General features: G+C 71.1%; 11 protein-coding genes and 3 pseudogenes. 5 read left to right on the top strand and 9 right to left on the bottom strand.

What is annotated here, in order from left to right:
* The first annotated feature begins 3 nt into the window (after positions 1-3).
* Positions 4-1,161 carry a globin domain-containing protein gene (locus ACF1A5_RS27420; RefSeq protein ID WP_392195556.1) on the top strand — a complete coding sequence of 386 codons (1,158 nt, stop codon included), beginning with the start codon at positions 4-6 and terminating at the stop codon, positions 1,159-1,161.
* On the top strand, positions 1,158-1,904 hold the full coding sequence (locus tag ACF1A5_RS27415) for a DivIVA domain-containing protein (protein WP_392195555.1): 747 nt from the start codon (positions 1,158-1,160) through the stop codon (positions 1,902-1,904). Before ACF1A5_RS27420 ends, ACF1A5_RS27415 begins: the two co-directional genes overlap by 4 nt.
* A 250-nt stretch (positions 1,905-2,154) precedes the next feature.
* On the opposite strand, the pseudogene ACF1A5_RS27410 reads toward ACF1A5_RS27415, so the two are convergent.
* Positions 2,155-2,283, bottom strand: a pseudogene (locus ACF1A5_RS27410) (ferrous iron transport protein A); the annotation flags it as partial.
* Positions 2,284-2,815: 532 nt separating this feature from the next.
* Between ACF1A5_RS27410 and ACF1A5_RS27405 the strand changes: the two are divergent.
* The 3 genes and pseudogenes from ACF1A5_RS27405 to ACF1A5_RS27395 all read left to right on the top strand — a co-directional run bounded on the left by ACF1A5_RS27405 (position 2,816) and on the right by ACF1A5_RS27395 (position 6,521).
* Positions 2,816-3,814: a LysR family transcriptional regulator gene (locus tag ACF1A5_RS27405; protein ID WP_392195554.1), complete on the top strand. Its 999-nt coding sequence runs from the start codon at positions 2,816-2,818 to the stop codon at positions 3,812-3,814.
* A gap of 214 nt (positions 3,815-4,028) precedes the next feature.
* The gene (gene oxc, locus ACF1A5_RS27400) at positions 4,029-5,762 is read left to right on the top strand and encodes an oxalyl-CoA decarboxylase (RefSeq protein WP_392195553.1); all 1,734 of its coding nucleotides are present in this window, start codon (positions 4,029-4,031) and stop codon (positions 5,760-5,762) included.
* A 128-nt stretch (positions 5,763-5,890) separates the two neighbouring features.
* A pseudogene (locus ACF1A5_RS27395) lies at positions 5,891-6,521 on the top strand (carbonic anhydrase).
* A gap of 108 nt (positions 6,522-6,629) precedes the next feature.
* Here the strand turns inward: ACF1A5_RS27395 and ACF1A5_RS27390 are convergent.
* From ACF1A5_RS27390 to ACF1A5_RS27355, 8 genes and pseudogenes are all read right to left on the bottom strand, one after another.
* Positions 6,630-6,857 carry a formate dehydrogenase subunit delta gene (locus ACF1A5_RS27390; protein ID WP_392195552.1) on the bottom strand — a complete coding sequence of 76 codons (228 nt, stop codon included), beginning with the start codon at positions 6,855-6,857 and terminating at the stop codon, positions 6,630-6,632.
* A 1-nt stretch (position 6,858) separates the two neighbouring features.
* Positions 6,859-9,699 (bottom strand): formate dehydrogenase subunit alpha, encoded by a 2,841-nt coding sequence (gene fdhF, locus ACF1A5_RS27385; RefSeq protein ID WP_392195551.1) that lies wholly within the window; start codon positions 9,697-9,699, stop codon positions 6,859-6,861.
* Positions 9,696-11,264 (bottom strand): formate dehydrogenase beta subunit, encoded by a 1,569-nt coding sequence (locus tag ACF1A5_RS27380; protein WP_392195647.1) that lies wholly within the window; start codon positions 11,262-11,264, stop codon positions 9,696-9,698. Before ACF1A5_RS27380 ends, fdhF begins: the two co-directional genes overlap by 4 nt.
* Positions 11,265-11,326: 62 nt before the next feature.
* A complete protein-coding gene (locus tag ACF1A5_RS27375; RefSeq protein WP_392195550.1) occupies positions 11,327-11,806 on the bottom strand; it encodes an NAD(P)H-dependent oxidoreductase subunit E in 480 nt (159 codons plus the stop codon).
* Positions 11,807-12,077: 271 nt separating this feature from the next.
* The gene (locus tag ACF1A5_RS27370; protein ID WP_392195549.1) at positions 12,078-12,821 is read right to left on the bottom strand and encodes an acyl-CoA dehydrogenase family protein; all 744 of its coding nucleotides are present in this window, start codon (positions 12,819-12,821) and stop codon (positions 12,078-12,080) included.
* A gap of 540 nt (positions 12,822-13,361) precedes the next feature.
* Positions 13,362-14,282: a DUF2510 domain-containing protein gene (locus tag ACF1A5_RS27365; protein WP_392195548.1), complete on the bottom strand. Its 921-nt coding sequence runs from the start codon at positions 14,280-14,282 to the stop codon at positions 13,362-13,364.
* Between the two features lie 82 nt (positions 14,283-14,364).
* Positions 14,365-14,532: pseudogene (locus tag ACF1A5_RS27360) on the bottom strand (short-chain dehydrogenase); the annotation flags it as partial.
* 71 nt (positions 14,533-14,603) lie between these two features.
* Positions 14,604-16,169, bottom strand: a complete 1,566-nt coding sequence (locus ACF1A5_RS27355) for an aldehyde dehydrogenase family protein (protein ID WP_392195547.1) — start codon at positions 16,167-16,169, stop codon at positions 14,604-14,606.
* Positions 16,170-16,294 lie beyond the last annotated feature (125 nt).

Genomic DNA, 16,294 nt, shown 5'->3' with positions numbered 1-16,294 from the left:
CGTTTGCAGGAGAGCTGGAACGTGGTCGCCGGTTACGGCGACCAGGTGCCGCTGTTCTTCTACTCGACGCTGTTCTTCACCCATCCCGGGACCCGGGACATGTTCCCGATCGGCATGGCAGGTCAGCGCGACAAGCTGTTCGGGGCGCTGGGCACCATCGTGTCCCGCGTCGACCAGGTGGACGACCTGGTGCCCTTCCTGGAGCAACTCGGCCGGGACCACCGCAAGTTCGGCGTCCAGGCCGACCATTACCCCGCGGTGGGGTCCGCCCTGCTGGGGACGCTGGCCCACTTCCTCGGCCCGCAGTGGACGGACCAACTGGCCGCCGACTGGCAGGCGGCGTACGAGTTGATCGCCAAGGTCATGCGCCAGGCCGCCGAGGAGGCCACCAACAGCAGCCCGCCCTGGTGGGACGCCGAGGTGGTCGGGCACGAACGGCGAACGCTGGATGTGGCCGTGCTCACCGTCAAGCCCAACTACCGCCTGGACTACCTGCCCGGCCAGAGCGTGGCGGTCGAGACCCACCTGCGTCCCGGGCTGTGGCGCTACTACAGTCCGGCCAACGCCCCCCGCCCGGACGGCACCCTCGACCTCCACGTCCGCATGGTGCCGGGCGGGCCGGTCTCCTCGGCGCTGGTGCACGGCGTCCAGATCGGGGACGTGCTGAGGTTCGGCGCCCCGGTCGGCAACCGGCTGACGCTGGACCCGGACAGCGACCGCCCGCTGCTGCTGCTCGCCGGCGGCACCGGGCTGGCGCCGCTGAAGGCCCTTGCCGAGCAGGTCGCCGGGCAGCGGGCCGGGCGCCCGGAACGCCGGGGGACACTCGTCGTCGGCGCACACACTGACCACGACCTGTACGACTGGCCGGCGCTGGAGGCCCTCGCCAAGGCCAACCACCGCTGGCTGAACGTGATCCCGGCCGTCTCCGAGGTCTCCCTGCGGCCCCAGGAGAACGGCACCGCGGTGGAGGTGGCGCTGCGCCTCGGCCGCTTCACCGACCACGAGGTGTACGTCTGCGGCTCGGACACCATGGTGCGCGACTCGGTACAGCGCCTCGCGCAGACCGGTACGCCCGTCGAGCGCATCCGGTTCGAGTCGTTCACCGGCCTGGGCGGCGAGCAGTACGGCGTCGCGTCTCACGGGGAGGACATGGAGTCATGAGCACGCCCTACAACCAACCCCAGCGTCGACTGACGCCCGAACAGATCCGCACCAAGCAGTTCACCCGCACCCCGATTGGCCGGCGCGGCCTCAGCGAGGAGGAGGTCGGACGCTTCATGCTGAGGGTCGCCGACGAGTTGACGACGCTCCATCAGGACCTGGCCGGGCTGCGGGCCGAGAACGCCCGCCTGCGCAACTTCTACCGCGAGCGCGGCGAGCGGGCGGAGGGCCAGGCCGGTCAGGCCGGCATGGCCGTACCTCAGCGGCAGCCGAACTTGGAGGCCGTCAACCTGCTCTCCCGCGCCCAGCAGCAGGCGGACTCGCTGATCGCCCAGGCCCGTGAATACGCCCGGCAGGTCGCCGACCAGGCCCGTAGGCAGTACCACGACGTGCTGCGCGAGGCGCAGCGCCGGGCCCAGGAGGAGGCGGAGCGCGCCGTACTCGAGTACCGCGCCCGCTCCGGCACCCACTACACCGCCGAGTTCGAGGAACTGGAGCGCCGCCTGGCGTGGGCGCGTGCCTTCCTCGACGCCATCCAGTCCGTGGAGTCACAACTCAAGACCGCCCGCGAGGCTTTGGCGTACGAGGTGGAGAAGCTCGCCGACGCCGGCAGGCCCACACGCCCGGCCACCGGGCCGGGCCACCGGCTGCCCGGGCAGATCCCCGACGGAACCGTGGACCTTCCGCAAAGCTCGGGCACGAGCGGTCCCAATGGCGCGAGCACCTGGACCACCACGGGATGAGGAGCCGGCCGTCCGGGTGTCGCCGGCACGCCCGACGGCCGGGCACGGCCCGCGTGCCCGGGGACGGCCCAACATGCCCTCGGCGGGCAGACCGGTCAGCTGTTGAAGATGCTGGTCCTGCCCGAGTTGGGGCTGCTGACCAGGGCGATAAGGGGGCGATACCGGGCGTGTCGGCGGCCAGGGGGACACCGGTGCCGCCCGCCCGACCCGGCGGTGTCGTGGCAGCCGCCGACGCCTTGGCGGCCGGCGCTCATCGCACCGCCACTGTGACCTGCACGCAGGCGGCCTGGGCGCGGCGCAGGGACACCTCGTAGTCCTTGACCCGGTAGACGACGGGATCACGCAGGGGCGCCCGGCGGGCCACCTCCACGGTCGCGCCCGGGGTGAAGCCCTAATCGTTGAGCCGGCGTGCCACGGACGGCCCGAGCCGGCGTGCCACGGCCGGCCGGCCTCGGCGACGACCCCGGTGACCGTGACCCGGTCACCCGGCGCCACCTCGTCCAGTCGGCACCGTCCAGGAGCGGGCAGGCGATGGCCCCCGGCCGACTGTCTCGTCGCTCTTCTGATCGACGTCGCTCGTCCGCGCCTCCACCGTGCGCCGCCAGTGCGTCTCCTGACCGAGCGCCAATAAGTAGAGCCCACGCTCGATCGCTCGGAGCGCCTGAGTGCATCCACCTCCGGCGAAGGGTCGTCCCCCACCACCTTCCTGTTCGAGACACACATCCCCCATTCCCCTTATGTGCGTGATTTCGCCCGGCGTCGTGCGCCCCAAGAGCCTGTCCACGAGGGGCTGTCCGGCGAAATCCGGAGGTGCTCGCGGCAGGGGCCTGCGGATCCGTCGCGGCGAGAGTATGGCGTCCACTCATTGAAGAAGGGATACTGCATACAATACTCACCAGGAGGGGCCGCTCATGTTGTTCCGGCAGCTCGAGTACTTCGTGGCGGTGGCCAGGGAGAAGCACTTCGCCCGGGCTGCGGACGCGTGCTGCGTCTCGCAGCCGGCGCTGTCGACCGCCATCGCCAAGCTGGAGCGGGAACTCAAGGTCACGTTGATCAACCGCGGTCACAATTTCGAGGGCCTGACGCCCGAGGGCGATCGGCTCGTCATGTGGGCCAAGCGCATCCTCGCCGAACACGACGCGCTCAAGGCCGAGGTCGCCGTGATGCAGTCCGGCATCACGGGAACGCTCAGGCTCGGGACGGGCCCTACCGTGTCGACGACGGCCGGGCTCCCGGTGGCCGCGTTCTGTGCGATGCACCCCCTCGCCCGGGTGAAGGTCTGCTCCCGGCTGTCCTCCGCCGAGCTGGTCCGGCAGCTGCGCGACTTCGAACTGGACGCCGCGATAGCCCACTTCGGGCCCGACGACCGGGAGTCCCTGGAACTGCTGCCGCTGTACGAGGAGAAGTACGTACTGCTGGTGTCCGGCGAGCACCTGGTGTCCGCGAAGCCCACCATCACCTGGGCCGAGGCGGCACGGCTCCCCCTGGCACTGCTGACGCCCGACATGAGATTCCGCCAGTTCATCGACGACGCCTTCGCCGACTGCGGTGCGGTGGCGGCCCCGCAGGTCGAGACGGACTCGGTCGCCTCCCTCTGCGCGCACGTCGCGACCGGTACCTGGGCGAGCATCGTGCCGCACACCTGGCTGACCTCGATGCCCCTGGCCCGCGGCACCAGGGCCGTGCGGCTGGTCGAGCCGGACGCCGACGCACAGATCTCCGTGGCGATCCACGCGGCGACGCCGGGTTCGGTCGCCGCGCGGGCCTTCCTGAACGTGGTGGCCGGGCTGTCCCTCGGTGAGGTCTTCCTGCCCGAACTCCCGGAACGAGCCGTCGTACAGGAACACGCGGGACCGCCAAAGCTGCGGGAGCTCCCGGAACCGGCCGCGCTCGTCCGCGGGGCACGCTGATGCCGGGGGCCGGCCGCCCGGGGGTGGCGGGAAACGCTGGCCCGCATCACCGCTCTCACCGGTGCCGGAAGCGCAGGGGGCCTCCCCGCCCGCATCGATAAACGCCGTGAATCGGCCGGTTGGCAAAAGATCTTGGACTCATCGGCCCTTCCACGCCGATGGTGAAGAGCACACGCAGCACGAACTTGGCGACGCGCTAGGAAGGATCCGGACCATGACGGACGTTGTCACCCAGGACACCGGGGCGGAGGGCGCCGAAGAACCGGCCGCCCTGACCGACGGTATCCATCTGGTCGTCGATGCGCTGAAGCTCAACGGAGTCGAGAACATCTACGGTGTCGTGGGCATCCCGATCACCGACCTGGCGCGGCTCGCCCAGGCGTCGGGAATCCGCTACATCGGCTTCCGGCACGAGAGCGACGCCGCTCACGCGGCGGCCGCGGCCGGCTTCCTCACCCAGCGGCCCGGCATCTGTCTGACGGTGTCGGCACCGGGCTTCCTCAACGGTCTTGTGGGACTGGCCAACGCCACCACCAACTGTTTCCCGATGGTGCAGATCTCCGGTTCCAGCGAGCGTCACATCGTCGACCTCCAGCGGGGCGACTACGAGGAGATGGACCAGCTCTCGGCCGCCAAGCAGTTCGCCAAGGCCGCGTTCCGCGTGTCCCGGGCCGAGGACATCGGCCGCGGTATCGCCCGGGCCATCCGTACCGCGATCTCCGGCCGACCCGGCGGCGTCTACCTGGACATCCCGGCAGCCGTGCTCGGTGAGATCATCGACGCGGAGAAGGGTGCCGCCTCCCTGTGGGAGCTCGTCGACCCGGCGCCGCGTCAGCTGCCCGAGCCGGCGGCCGTGGACCGGGCCATCGACCTGCTCGCGGGCGCCGAGCGGCCGCTGGTCGTGCTCGGCAAGGGCGCCGCGTACGCGCGCGCGGACGACTCGATCCGCGAGTTCGTCGAGTCCACGGGCATCCCCTACGTACCGATGTCGATGGCCAAGGGCCTGCTGCCCGACGACCACCCGCAGTCGGCGGCCACCTCTCGCTCCCTCGCGCTGAAGCGGGCGGACGTCGTCATGCTCGTCGGCGCACGCCTCAACTGGCTCCTCGGGCACGGTGACGCGCCCCAGTGGAACCCGAACGCCCAGTTCGTCCAGGTCGACATCGCGGCCAACGAGATGGACAGCAACCAGCCCATCGCGGCCCCGCTCGTCGGCGACATCGGTTCCGTGATGGACGCGCTGGTCGAGCGCAGCAAGCCGGGCCGGATCAGCGCCCCGACGCAGTGGCGGGAGGAACTCGCCGCCAAGTCGGAGCAGAACGTGGCCAAGATGGCCAAACGCCTCGAGGCCGCGAAGACCGCGCACCCGATGAAGTTCCTGGGCGCCCTGCAGGCCATCCGCGACATCCTGGAGGAGAACCCGCGCGCCTACGTGGTCAACGAGGGCGCCAACGCCCTCGACCTGACACGCAACACGATCGGCATGAAGGTGCCGCGCCACCGCCTGGACAGCGGCACCTGGGGCGTGATGGGCATCGGCATGGGATACGCGATCGCCACCGCCGTGGAGACCGGGGAGCCGGTCGTCGCCATCGAGGGCGACAGCGCCTTCGGGTTCAGCGGCATGGAGATCGAGGTCATCTGCCGCTACAACCTGCCGGTCGTCACCGTCGTCCTCAACAACAGCGGTGTCTACCGCGGTGACGAGGCCTCCCCCAACGGAGACCCGGCGCCCACCTACCTGAAGGCCCGCCACGACCTCATGATCGAGGCGTTCGGCGGCAAGGGCTACCAGGCCACCACCCCCGAAGAGGTCGCCACCGCGCTGCGCGAGGCCCTGGCGGCGGGCGCGCCGGCACTCATCGACTGTGTGATCGACCCCGCGGACGGCACGGAGAGCGGCAACATCTCACACCTCAACCCCAAGGGGCTCACGGCCAAGCGCTGACGCGTCGGCCTCCTCTCACCGGCGTCGGGGACGCCGCGCACCGGCCGCGCGGCGTCCCCGGCGTCGTTCCGGCTGTGTCGCACCGAGACCCTGCACGTGGATCCGCACTCCTGTGAGATTGGTGGCACATGACCCCGACCACCACGCCCACCGCGGCCGAGGCCCTGGACCTCCTCCGTACCGGCAACCGGCGCTTCGTCGACGGGGCCCCGCAGCACCCCAACCAGAACGCCGCGCACCGTGCCTCGCCGGCACCCGCCCAGCATCCCTTCGCCGTGCTCTTCGGCTGCTCCGACTCACGCCTGGCCGCGGAGATCATCTTCGACCGGGGCCCGGGAGACCTGGCCGTCGTGCGCACCGCCGGCCACGTCATGGGGCCCGAGGTGCTCGGCAGCATCGAGTACGGCGTCGGCCAACTCGGCTGCCCTCTCGTGGTGGTGCTCGGACACGACGCCTGCGACACCGTCCGGGCCGCACGCGGCGTCCTCGACGACGGGCTCTCCCCGTCCGCTACGTGCGCGACGTCGTCGAACGTGTCACGTCCAGCGTGCTCGCCGCACGGGCGGCGGGGCTGAGCGAGGAACCCGACATCGTGGACGCACGTACGGCACACCGTGGACCTGCTCCTCGACCGCTCCCCCGCCCTGGCGAAGGGCAGCACCGCGGTCGTCGGCCTCTCCTACCACCTCGACGGGACGGGTCCGGCTGGTCACCTCCCGCGGCCTGGACGGCCTGGGGGACGGCGCCAAGGCCGCCTGATCGCCCGGAGGTCCTTGCGGCACGACACGACCGTGCCCCGGTCTCCCTCGCAGTGAGGGAGACCGGGGCACGGTGGTGCTCCCGGCTCCTGTCGGGGCCGGTGAACTGCTATTTCTCCCGGGACTTCCGTAGCACCCCCGCGCCCATGACCACCACCGGGTGCAGGTCGTGCGCCTCGGCGTCCACCAACTCGAGCAGCCGGTCCCGCATCCGCGGGTCCCAGAACCGCTCGATGTGCCCCGCCAGCATCTCGGCGGCCTGATCGGCGGGCACATGAGCGAAGTTCACGGCGATCTGGTTCGCCATCCGCTGCTCGGACGGCACGAGGGCGGTCATCTCACTCCACCCCCGTGAACCGGCCGGCACCGACTTTTTGGGAGACGGAGTCGGGGATCGCTTCCGAGGCATGTCGCTCGAGCGGGTGCGCGAGCCCGACCTGGACAGCGGTCACCTTGTACTCCGGACAGTTGGTCGCCCAGTCGGAGCTCTCCGTCGTCACCACGTTCGCGCCCGTCACCGGATGGTGGAACGTGGTGTACACGACGCCCGGCGGCATCCGGTCGGAGACCCTCGCCCTCAGGGTCGTACTGCCCACCCGGCTGGCCAGCGTCACCAGGTCGCCGTCGGTGATCCCGCGGTTCTCGGCGTCCAGCGGATGCAGTTCGAGGACGTCCTCCGCGTGCCAGGCCACATTGCCGGTACGGCGGGTCTGTGCGCCGACGTTGTACTGGCTGAGGATGCGGCCCGTGGTCAGCACCAACGGGAAGCGCGATGTGGTGCGCTCGTCCGTGGGGACGTACGCGGTGACCACGAACCTGCCCTTGCCACGGGTGAACTCGTCCACGTGCATGGTCGGAGTGCCCTGCGGCGCCTCGTCGTTGCACGGCCACTGGACACTGCCGAGCTTGTCGAGGAGCTCGAAGGAGATGCCCTGGAACGTCGGCGTCACCTGGGCGATCTCGTGCAGGATCTGGCCCGGGTCGGCGTAGGACATCGGATAGCCCATGGCGGTGGCGATCTCGCAGACGATCTGCCACTCGTGCTTGCCCGACTTCGGCTTCATCACCGAACGGACCCGGTTGACCCGGCGCTCGGCGTTGGTGAAGGTGCCGTCCTTCTCGAGGAACGAAGCGCCCGGCAGGAAGACGTGCGCGAACTTCGCGGTCTCGTTCAGGAACAGGTCCTGCACCACGACCAGGTCCATGGCCTCGAGCGCGGCGCTGACGTGCTGGAGGTTCGGGTCGGACTGGGCGATGTCCTCGCCGTGCACGAACAGGCCCCGGAACGAACCGTCGATCGCCGCATCGAACATGTTGGGGATGCGCAGGCCCGGCTCGGCCAGCAGCTCGCGCCCCCACAGCTCCTCGAACACGGTGCGCACCGCGTCGTCGGAGACGTGCCGGTAGGCCGTGAACTCGTGCGGGAACGAACCCATGTCGCAGGAGCCCTGCACGTTGTTCTGGCCGCGCAGCGGGTTGACTCCGACGCCCTCGCGTCCGATGTTGCCGCACGCCATCGCCAGGTTGGCCATTCCCATGACCATGGTGGAGCCCTGGCTGTGCTCCGTGACACCGAGGCCGTAGTAGATGGCGGCGTTGGGCGCCGCGGCGTACAGCCGTGCGGCGGCGCGGAGTTCGTCCGCCGGGACACCGGTGACCGGTTCGGTCGCCTCGGGGCTGTTCTCGGGCCGGGCGACGAACTCGGCCCACTCCTCGAAGCCTTCGCACCGGTCCGCCACGAACCCGCGGTCCGCCAGGCCCTCGGTGACGACGACATGGGCGATCGAGTTGATGACGGCGACGTTGGTGCTCGGCTTGAGCTGGAGATGGTGCGCGGCCTCGACGTGTGGGGAGCGCACCAGGTCGATACGGCGCGGGTCGACGACGATCAACTCGGCGCCTTCACGCAGCCTTCGCTTCATCCGCGAGGCGAAGACCGGGTGCGCGTCGGTGGGGTTGGCGCCGATCACCATGATGACGTCGGCCTCGGCCACCGAACGGAAGTCCTGGGTGCCCGCGGACTCGCCGAAGGTCTGCTTCAGCCCGTATCCGGTGGGCGAGTGGCAGACCCGGGCGCAGGTGTCGACGTTGTTGTTGCCGAAGGCCGCGCGCACCATCTTCTGGACGACGTAGACCTCTTCGTTGGTGCACCGTGAGGAGCTGATGGCACCGATCGAGGCCGGGCCGTAGGTGCCCTGGATGGCACGCATCCTGGTGGCGACCGTCCGGATGGCCTCCTCCCACTCGACCTCGCGCCACGGGTCCGTGATCTTCTCACGGACCATCGGCTTGAGCTTGCGGTCGGGGTGGGTGGCGTAGCCGAAGGCGAAGCGGCCCTTGACACAGGAGTGGCCCTCGTTCGCCCCGCCGTCCTTGTAGGGCACCATCCGGACCAGTTCGTCGCCGCGCAGTTCGGCCTTGAAGGAGCAGCCGACCCCGCAGTACGCACAGGTCGTGATCACCGAACGGGACGGCATACCGAGTTCGACGACCGACTTCTCCTGCAGCGTCGCCGTCGGGCAGGCCTGCACACAGGCACCGCACGAGACGCACTCGGAGTCCAGGAAGGACTCGCCGGCGCTCGCGGCGACCTTGGAGTCGAACCCGCGGCCCTCGATGGTCAGCGCGAAGGTGCCCTGGATCTCGCCGCAGGCGCGTACGCAGCGCGAGCAGGCGATGCACTTGGACGGGCTGAAGTCGAAGTAGGGGTTGCTGGTGTCGGGTTCGGCGTCAAGGTGGTTCTCCCCCTCGTAGCCGTACCGCACCTGACGCAGGCCCACCGCGCCCGCCACATCCTGCAGTTCGCAGTCGCCGTTGGCCGAGCACGTCAGGCAGTCCAGCGGATGGTCGGAGATGTACAGCTCCATGACGCCCTGGCGCAGCTTCTCCAGCTTGGGCGTCTGGGTGCGGACGACCATCCCCTCGCTGCACGGAGTGGTGCAGGACGCGGGAGTGCCGCGCCGCCCGTCGACCTCCACCAGGCAGAGCCGGCAGGAACCGAACGGCTCCAGGCTGTCCGTGGCGCAGAGCTTGGGGACGTCGATGCCGGCGAGAGCCGCCGCCCGCATCACCGAAGTGCCCTCCGGTACCGTGACGGACAGTCCGTCCACCTCGACCGAGACGGTAGCCTCGCCCGGTCGTTCCGGGGTGCCGAAGTCGGGTTCCCTGAGCAGTGTCATGCCGTGCCGTCCTTCCTCGCGAGGAAGTCGTCGGAGAAGTGTGTGAGGGCGCTGCGCACCGGCATCGGGGTCAACCCGCCCATGGCGCACAGCGATCCGTCGGTCATCAGCTCGCACAGGTCCTCGAGCAGTGCGAGGTTGCCGTCGCGGTCCTCACCGGCGACGATCTTGTCGATCACCTCGACGCCGCGTACCGAACCGATGCGGCACGGTGTGCACTTGCCGCAGGACTCGGCGGCGCAGAACTCCATCGCGAAGCGGGCCTGCGCGGCCATGTCGACCGAGTCGTCGAAGACCACAACTCCCCCGTGGCCCAGCATGGCACCGGCCGCGGCGAACGCCTCGTACTCCATGGGCAGATCGAACGCCGAGGCCGGCAGGTAGGCTCCGAGCGGCCCGCCCACCTGCACCGTCCGCACGGGACGTCCTGAGAGCGTGCCGCCGCCGAAGTCCTCGACCAGCTCGCGCAGCGTGACGCCGAACGCGGTCTCCACGATGCCTCCGCGCGCCACGTTGCCGCCGAGCTGGAAGACCTGGGTGCCGCGCGAGCGCTGGACCCCCAGGCCCTGGTACGCCTTCGCACCGTTGGCCAGGATGACCGGGACCGTGGCGAGGGTCAGGACGTTGTTGACCACGGTCGGCTTGCCGAAGAGGCCCTGGACCGCGGGGATCGGCGGCTTGGCGCGCACTTGGCCGCGCTTGCCCTCCAGGCTCTCCAGCATGGAGGTCTCCTCGCCGCAGATGTACGCCCCGGCGCCGACCCGTACGTGCAGGTCGAAGTCGAGGTCCGAGCCGAGGATGCGCTCGCCCAGCCAGCCCTGCTCGTGAGCGATGCCGATGGCGGCGCGCATCGTGGCCACCGCGTCGGGGTATTCCGAGCGGATGTAGAGGTAGCCCTCGCTCGCCCCGACGGCGTGGGCGGCGATGGTCATGCCCTCGATGAGCATGAACGGGTCGCCCTCCATGACCATGCGGTCCGCGAAGGTGCCGCTGTCGCCCTCGTCGGCGTTGCAGCAGACGAACTTCAGCTCGTCGGCGCAGTCGAGCACCGTCTTCCACTTGACGCCGGCGGGAAAGCCGGCCCCGCCGCGCCCACGCAGCCCGGACTCCGTCACCGCGGCCACGACGTCGGCGGACGGCAGCCCAAGTGCCGTGCGGAGACCGGTCATTCCGCCATGGCGTTCGTAGTCCTCGGGAGAGAGCGGATCGACGATGCCGACCCTGGCGAAGGTGACCCGGTTCTGGCGGGCCAGCCAGGGCAGTCGGTCCACCACGCCGAGCCGCAGCGGGTGTTCGGCGCCGTCCAGGAGGCCCGTGCCGAGGAGGTCCGGCACGTCCTCGGGTGCCACCGGGCCGTAGCCGACGCGTCCCTCGGGCGTGACCACCTCGACCAGTGGTTCCAGCCAGAACATTCCGCGTGAGCCGTTGCGCACGATCTCGACCTGCCTGCCCTGGGCGCCCGCGGCCCTTTGGACCGCCTCGGCCACCGCGTCCGCGCCGACGGACCGCGCCGACGAGTCACGTGGGACGTACACCCGCACCGGGGGGTTCGGGTCCTGGGTCATGTTCGGGTCCTGGGTGAGGTTCCGGGCTTCGTCCCGGGTCGTGTCCTGGCTTCTGGCCGGCGTCATGAGGTCACCGCCTCGTCGAGCACCGAGCGCAGGCGCTCGGCGGTCATGCGCCCGAGGACCTTGCCGTCCACCTCGACGGAGGGGCCCAAGGCGCAGTTGCCGAGGCAGAAGACCTGCTCCACGGTGACCGAGCCGTCCTCACGGGTCCCGCCGATCGGGGAGCCCGCCTTCTGGGCGCAGTCCACCAGGTCTGCCGCACCGAGTGCCTGGCAGGCCTCCGCGCGACAGATGCGCACCGTGGTGCGTCCGGCGGGCGCGTCGCGGAAGTCGTGGTAGAAGGTGATCACGCCGTGTACATCGGCCCGGGACAGGTTGAGCTCCCGGGCGAGCAGCGGGACGGCCTCCTTCGGTATGTGGCCCAGTTCGGCCTGGACGGCGTGCAGGATCTCCAGCAGCGGGCCGCGCTCGCCGCGATGGGCCGCGACGATCGCGCTGATGGCGGCCTCTGTCGTCACGTCACTGACGCTCGTCGTCATGAATCCTCCCCCTCACCGGTGCACACATGTGCATCCCTGCCCTTGCTCGGTCGGCTCCACGGGGTGGTGATCGACGAGCCCGGCGACCCGCCGCCCTGCTCGTGCGGTGCATAACGCCCCTGATTCACGTACGGAGTTCTGTGGTGAGCCTGGCTCTTCGAATACTGTATGCAACGCCCGTCCCCGCGCCTACCGTCCGGAGCGCGGGAGTTCGCCCCGGGCTCCCAGCCGTCGCCGCAGCGGGGCAGCTGCCGCCGCGCCCTGGCGCAGGTCAGCCGATGGCTTCGGCCAAGGCCGGCTCGGTGTCCGTCGCGGGCAGCGCAGCCAGCCAGGCGCGTACGGTGCTCAGGACTCCGTCGAGCCCGCCGTCGTCCCGGGCGAGCATCGCGTCGGCCGGAATCAGCACCGGGTCGGCGCACACCGTGGCCGTCCCGCTGCCGCGCGGCCCGGCGCCGCTGGGGCGGGCCGGCACATGCAGACCGGGGGCGTCCGCGGGAACCAGCCACAGGGTCTGCCCCGCACCGCCGTCCGCGACCGGGGCCGAGGACCAGATGTAGCTGTCGGCCTCGCCCGCCCCGACGACGTCACGCTTGCGCGCGTGCAGTGCCACCACGCCGCCGGCGCGCCGGGCCGCCGAGGTCCGGGGGCCCGCACCGCCCGGTCCGCCCTCGTCGGCGTCCGCCAGGGCGAGGGTGCTGAGGTGATGTCCTGCGGCCACCTTCCGGCGCACCCACGGGGAGCCGTACTCCTCGATGAAGGCGACGGCGGCGTAGTGGGACCGGAGCACGGCGCCGGTCGCCGGGCACAGGCGCGACACCAGAGTCACGACCTCGGCGGCCTCGGTCAGCCCAAGGCCTCCACCGCCGAGGTCGGCACAGACCGTGAGTCCGAGGATGCCGGCCTCGGAGAGGGCGGCGACCGACGCGCGCGGGAACCTCGCGCTGACGCTGGCCTGTTGGGCCGAGGAGGCGATGGCGCTGCTCAGGACGGGAGTGAGGGCGGAGCGGTACGACATGGCGGCTCCTTGAAGGTCTCGGAGAATTGCATACTGTATACCGCCCTCCCCCGGCAATCTATGCCTCGACGACGAATGCTGTTCTTCGACTTCTCGACGGCGCCCGTCCGCTGCCCCACCGCGTCCCGGCGACCGCCCGCGCACGGCCTCCACACACGTGCTGCCGCAACCCTTGTCAGCGACAAAGCGGATACTGTAGACAGAATGAAATCGGCCATTCGATGAGCGCCGTCGGCTCTCGCACCCGCCCCTGTGTGCGGCCCCGAGTTCCGCGGCTCTCTGCATGGACGTGCACACAGGCGTGCCACGCCTGGCTCGGAGCGCGCTAGTACCGTGCGCCTGCCGACGGAGGTGACACGTGGCACGAGATCGGGACCGGCCGGCGGGTGCGCCCCCTGGTCGGCCGGTCCCAACTCGCCGCAACCACAAACTCATTGACCGACCGGGTGCGAGCGGGCGCAGGACGTCGGCTGAAGTTCACGTCACTGCGTCACGACGCGGCGAGCGCCGCGACCGGGCGACGCGCCCTTGGCGCCACGGTCAGGCGCTGGTGCCGCTGCCGCCGCCGTCGAGGCGCCCGATGCCATCAGCGATCCACTGCATGTCCGTCACGGACGGGCTCCTGCGGTTGTCGTCGAAGCCGAAGCCGAGCAGCAGATAGCGGCCTTGGACCCGCGGCGAGGGGAACACCACCGCTTCCACGACGGCGCCGGGCCCCTTGCCCGTGCTGACCTTCCAGCGGATGAAGTACCCCTGCCGGCCCGCGACCGTCACGGCGCCCGCGGCGGTCTGGCGATGTCCGGTGATGCCGCCGTAGTCCTTCCGGCCGCTCGTGTTGGTGCCGTACGTGCTCCGCGCGACCTCGCCGATCTCGGCCTGCGCCAGCTCCTTGAGGGTCAGGTCGCCCGGATGGGCGATGACCCGTGTGAACGCCCCGCCGGGCAGGCAGGAGTCGGCGGGCGCCCCCGGGCAGGGGTACACGGTGCCGTACCCAAGGCCCGCACCGGTCTTGGTGGTAGTGCCCCGCCAGCCGCGCAGCAGGGGGACGCGGAGGCCGTTGGCCGTGTCGTCGACGTGTCCGGTGACGGCCGGGCGCTGCCCCGGGGGCCGGCTCCCGCCACTGGAGCGGTCCTCGCTCGCGGATCCGGAAGGGGTCGGCTGGGCGCGGTGCGACGCCGGCGGGCTCGGCGTGGGCCGGTCAGGGGAGGCGGACCCGTGGGCCGACGGCACCTGTTGGCCGCCGTCGTCGCCGGTCAGCACCACCGCCGCCGTGACGCCCCCGGCGACCAGCACGAGGGCGCCGGCCATGAGGCCCACGACCAGGCCGCGGCGCCGCTTGCTCCCGGAGGGCGGCTGCGGCACCTGCACCTGCTCGGTCCAGTTCGTGCCGTCCCACCACCGATAGCCCGCCGGACCGCCGCCCTCGTGCCACGGGTCCGGATACCACCCAGGAGTCGCCATGTTCACGGCGGAACCTTACCTTCACGCACTGACGGCGCGGCCACCGACGTTGACCGTCCCGCCCGCCTCACTGCGATGTCACCTACGCGCCCGAGATCCCGCCGTCCGCCGGGAAGCCGGTGGCCTTCAGGAAGGAGGAGGCGCCGGCGAGGAACGCGACCGCGGCGGCGATCTCCTTGGCCTTCGCGAACCGGCCGAACGGGATGCCGCTCTTCGCTTTTCGTAGGGCGTGCCGGGGGGAAGGGGCGAACCGGCGCCCTCGATCGGAGGGCGCCGGTCGACCGGCGGCGGCAGGGCGCCGCGTTCTGGCTGTCCGTACCGCTAGGGCATCAGCTGGTACTCCGGAAAATTCCCCGGCAGGCGCTCGTCCGCGGGGCCCACGGTGACGGCCCGGACGAGGAGTTCGCCGCCCACGAAGGCGCCACGCCACGACGCGCCGAAGCCGCCGAAGAGCTCCTCGCGGTCGCCGCGCGAACGGGGTTTTCCGTGGCCCACCTTGAAAGCGCGGATCTGCGGGGCGAGCCTCTCGTACGTCTCCCGGTCGTCGGTCGACAGGGTGGCGACCAGGGCGCCGTTGGAGGCGTTCATCGCGGCGAGCAACTCCGCCTCGGTGTCGACCAGGACGATGGTGTCGACCGGGCCGAACGGCTCCGCATGGTGCAGCGGTGAGGACGGGGGCGGGTTCAGGAGGGTGACGGGCTGGACGTAGGCGGAGGTGTCCTGGCCCGGCAGGAAGAAGGCGTCCGACTCGTCGCCGCGGTACAGCGGGACGGCGCCGCGGTCGACGGCCTCCGCCACCTGGTCGTGGAGTTCCTTGGCCTTGGACGCGTTGATCACCGGGCCGAAGTCCAGTGCGGGATACGGGTCCTCGGGGTGCTCCACGGCCAGCGGGTGACCGACGCGCAGGGTACGGACCGCCGGGAGGTAGGCGGCGAGGAACTCGTCGAAGAGGGTGCGCTGGACGACGAAGCGCGGGTAGGCGGTGCAGCGCTGCTTGCCGTAGTCGAAGAGCTTGGGGATCACGGCGGTGAGCGCGTCCCAGTCGGAGAAGTTCCACAGGCCCCAGGTGTTGAGGCCCTCCTGCTCCAGGATGTGCCGTTTGCCCAGGTCGGCGACGGCGGTGGCGACCGCGGCGCCGGTGTCGCGCCCGCCCACGAAGGAGACGCAGCCGATCTCGGGCGCCCGCACCAGCGCCTCCGAGAGCTCTCCCCCGCTGCCGCTGACCAGGGTCACCGGGATGCCCTCGCGGGCGGCGAGCGCGCAGGCCAGGGTGAGGCAGGCGAGGCCGCCGTCGGTGGGGGTCTTGGCGATGACCGCGTTGCCGGCGAGGGCCTGCACCAGCATGGCGTGGACGAGGACGGACATCGGGTAGTTCCAGCTGGCGATGTTGGAGACGGGCCCCTCCAGCGGGGCGCGTCCGTCCAGCATGGGCTCGACGCCCTCGACGTACCAGCGCACGCCGTCGATCGCGCGGTCGACGTCCGCCTGGGCGAGCCGCCACGGCTTGCCAATCTCCCAGACGAGGAGGAGGGCGAGGAGTTCACGGTGCTCGGTGAGGGCGTCGAGGGTGGCGGCGACGCGGGCCCGCCGTTCGCCGAGGGGTACGTGACGCCAGGCGCGGTGCTGGTCGAGTGACGCACGGACCGCGGCGCCGGCGGTGTCCCTGTCCAGGCGGGGCGGCCCGGCGATGGGGCTGCCGTCGAGGGGACTGGTGGCGGGCAGTGCCCGGCCGTCGGCCTGCCAGGAGGCGTTCCAGAGGTTGAGGACACGGTCCTCGCGGAACGCCTCGGGGGCGACGGCCAGACAGCGCTGCCAGGCGTCGGCCCAGGCGGTGCCGGACTTCAGGGTGAGGGTGGGAGTGGTGGTGTTGTCGAGGATCGATGCCATTGATTGCTCCACTCTCGGTGCACAGTCGGGGGCGGTTCGCATGGCGTGCAGGTCGGGCCGTTGCACGGTCGTACGGATCGCACGGAACGCACCCGCCCGGACGGACGGGGCGCGGGGAGACGGAT

The sequence above is a fragment of the Streptomyces sp. NPDC014864 genome, from assembly GCF_043081525.1.
GTDB lineage: Bacteria > Actinomycetota > Actinomycetes > Streptomycetales > Streptomycetaceae > Streptomyces.
This window is presented reverse-complemented; position numbering and strand designations above follow the sequence as displayed.

Coding starts and splice junctions, on each gene's coding strand:
- ACF1A5_RS27370 (WP_392195549.1), bottom strand. CDS start 12,821: ATGTCGTACCGCTCCGCCCTCACTCCCGTCCTGAGCAGCGCCATCGCC.
- ACF1A5_RS27355 (WP_392195547.1), bottom strand. CDS start 16,169: ATGGCATCGATCCTCGACAACACCACCACTCCCACCCTCACCCTGAAG.
- ACF1A5_RS27390 (WP_392195552.1), bottom strand. CDS start 6,857: ATGACCGCCCTCGTGCCGTCCGAGCAGCGGATGGCGAACCAGATCGCC.
- ACF1A5_RS27375 (WP_392195550.1), bottom strand. CDS start 11,806: ATGACGACGAGCGTCAGTGACGTGACGACAGAGGCCGCCATCAGCGCG.
- ACF1A5_RS27405 (WP_392195554.1), top strand. CDS start 2,816: ATGTTGTTCCGGCAGCTCGAGTACTTCGTGGCGGTGGCCAGGGAGAAG.
- ACF1A5_RS27415 (WP_392195555.1), top strand. CDS start 1,158: ATGAGCACGCCCTACAACCAACCCCAGCGTCGACTGACGCCCGAACAG.
- ACF1A5_RS27380 (WP_392195647.1), bottom strand. CDS start 11,264: ATGACCCAGGACCCGAACCCCCCGGTGCGGGTGTACGTCCCACGTGAC.
- oxc (WP_392195553.1), top strand. CDS start 4,029: ATGACGGACGTTGTCACCCAGGACACCGGGGCGGAGGGCGCCGAAGAA.
- fdhF (WP_392195551.1), bottom strand. CDS start 9,699: ATGACACTGCTCAGGGAACCCGACTTCGGCACCCCGGAACGACCGGGC.
- ACF1A5_RS27365 (WP_392195548.1), bottom strand. CDS start 14,282: ATGGCGACTCCTGGGTGGTATCCGGACCCGTGGCACGAGGGCGGCGGT.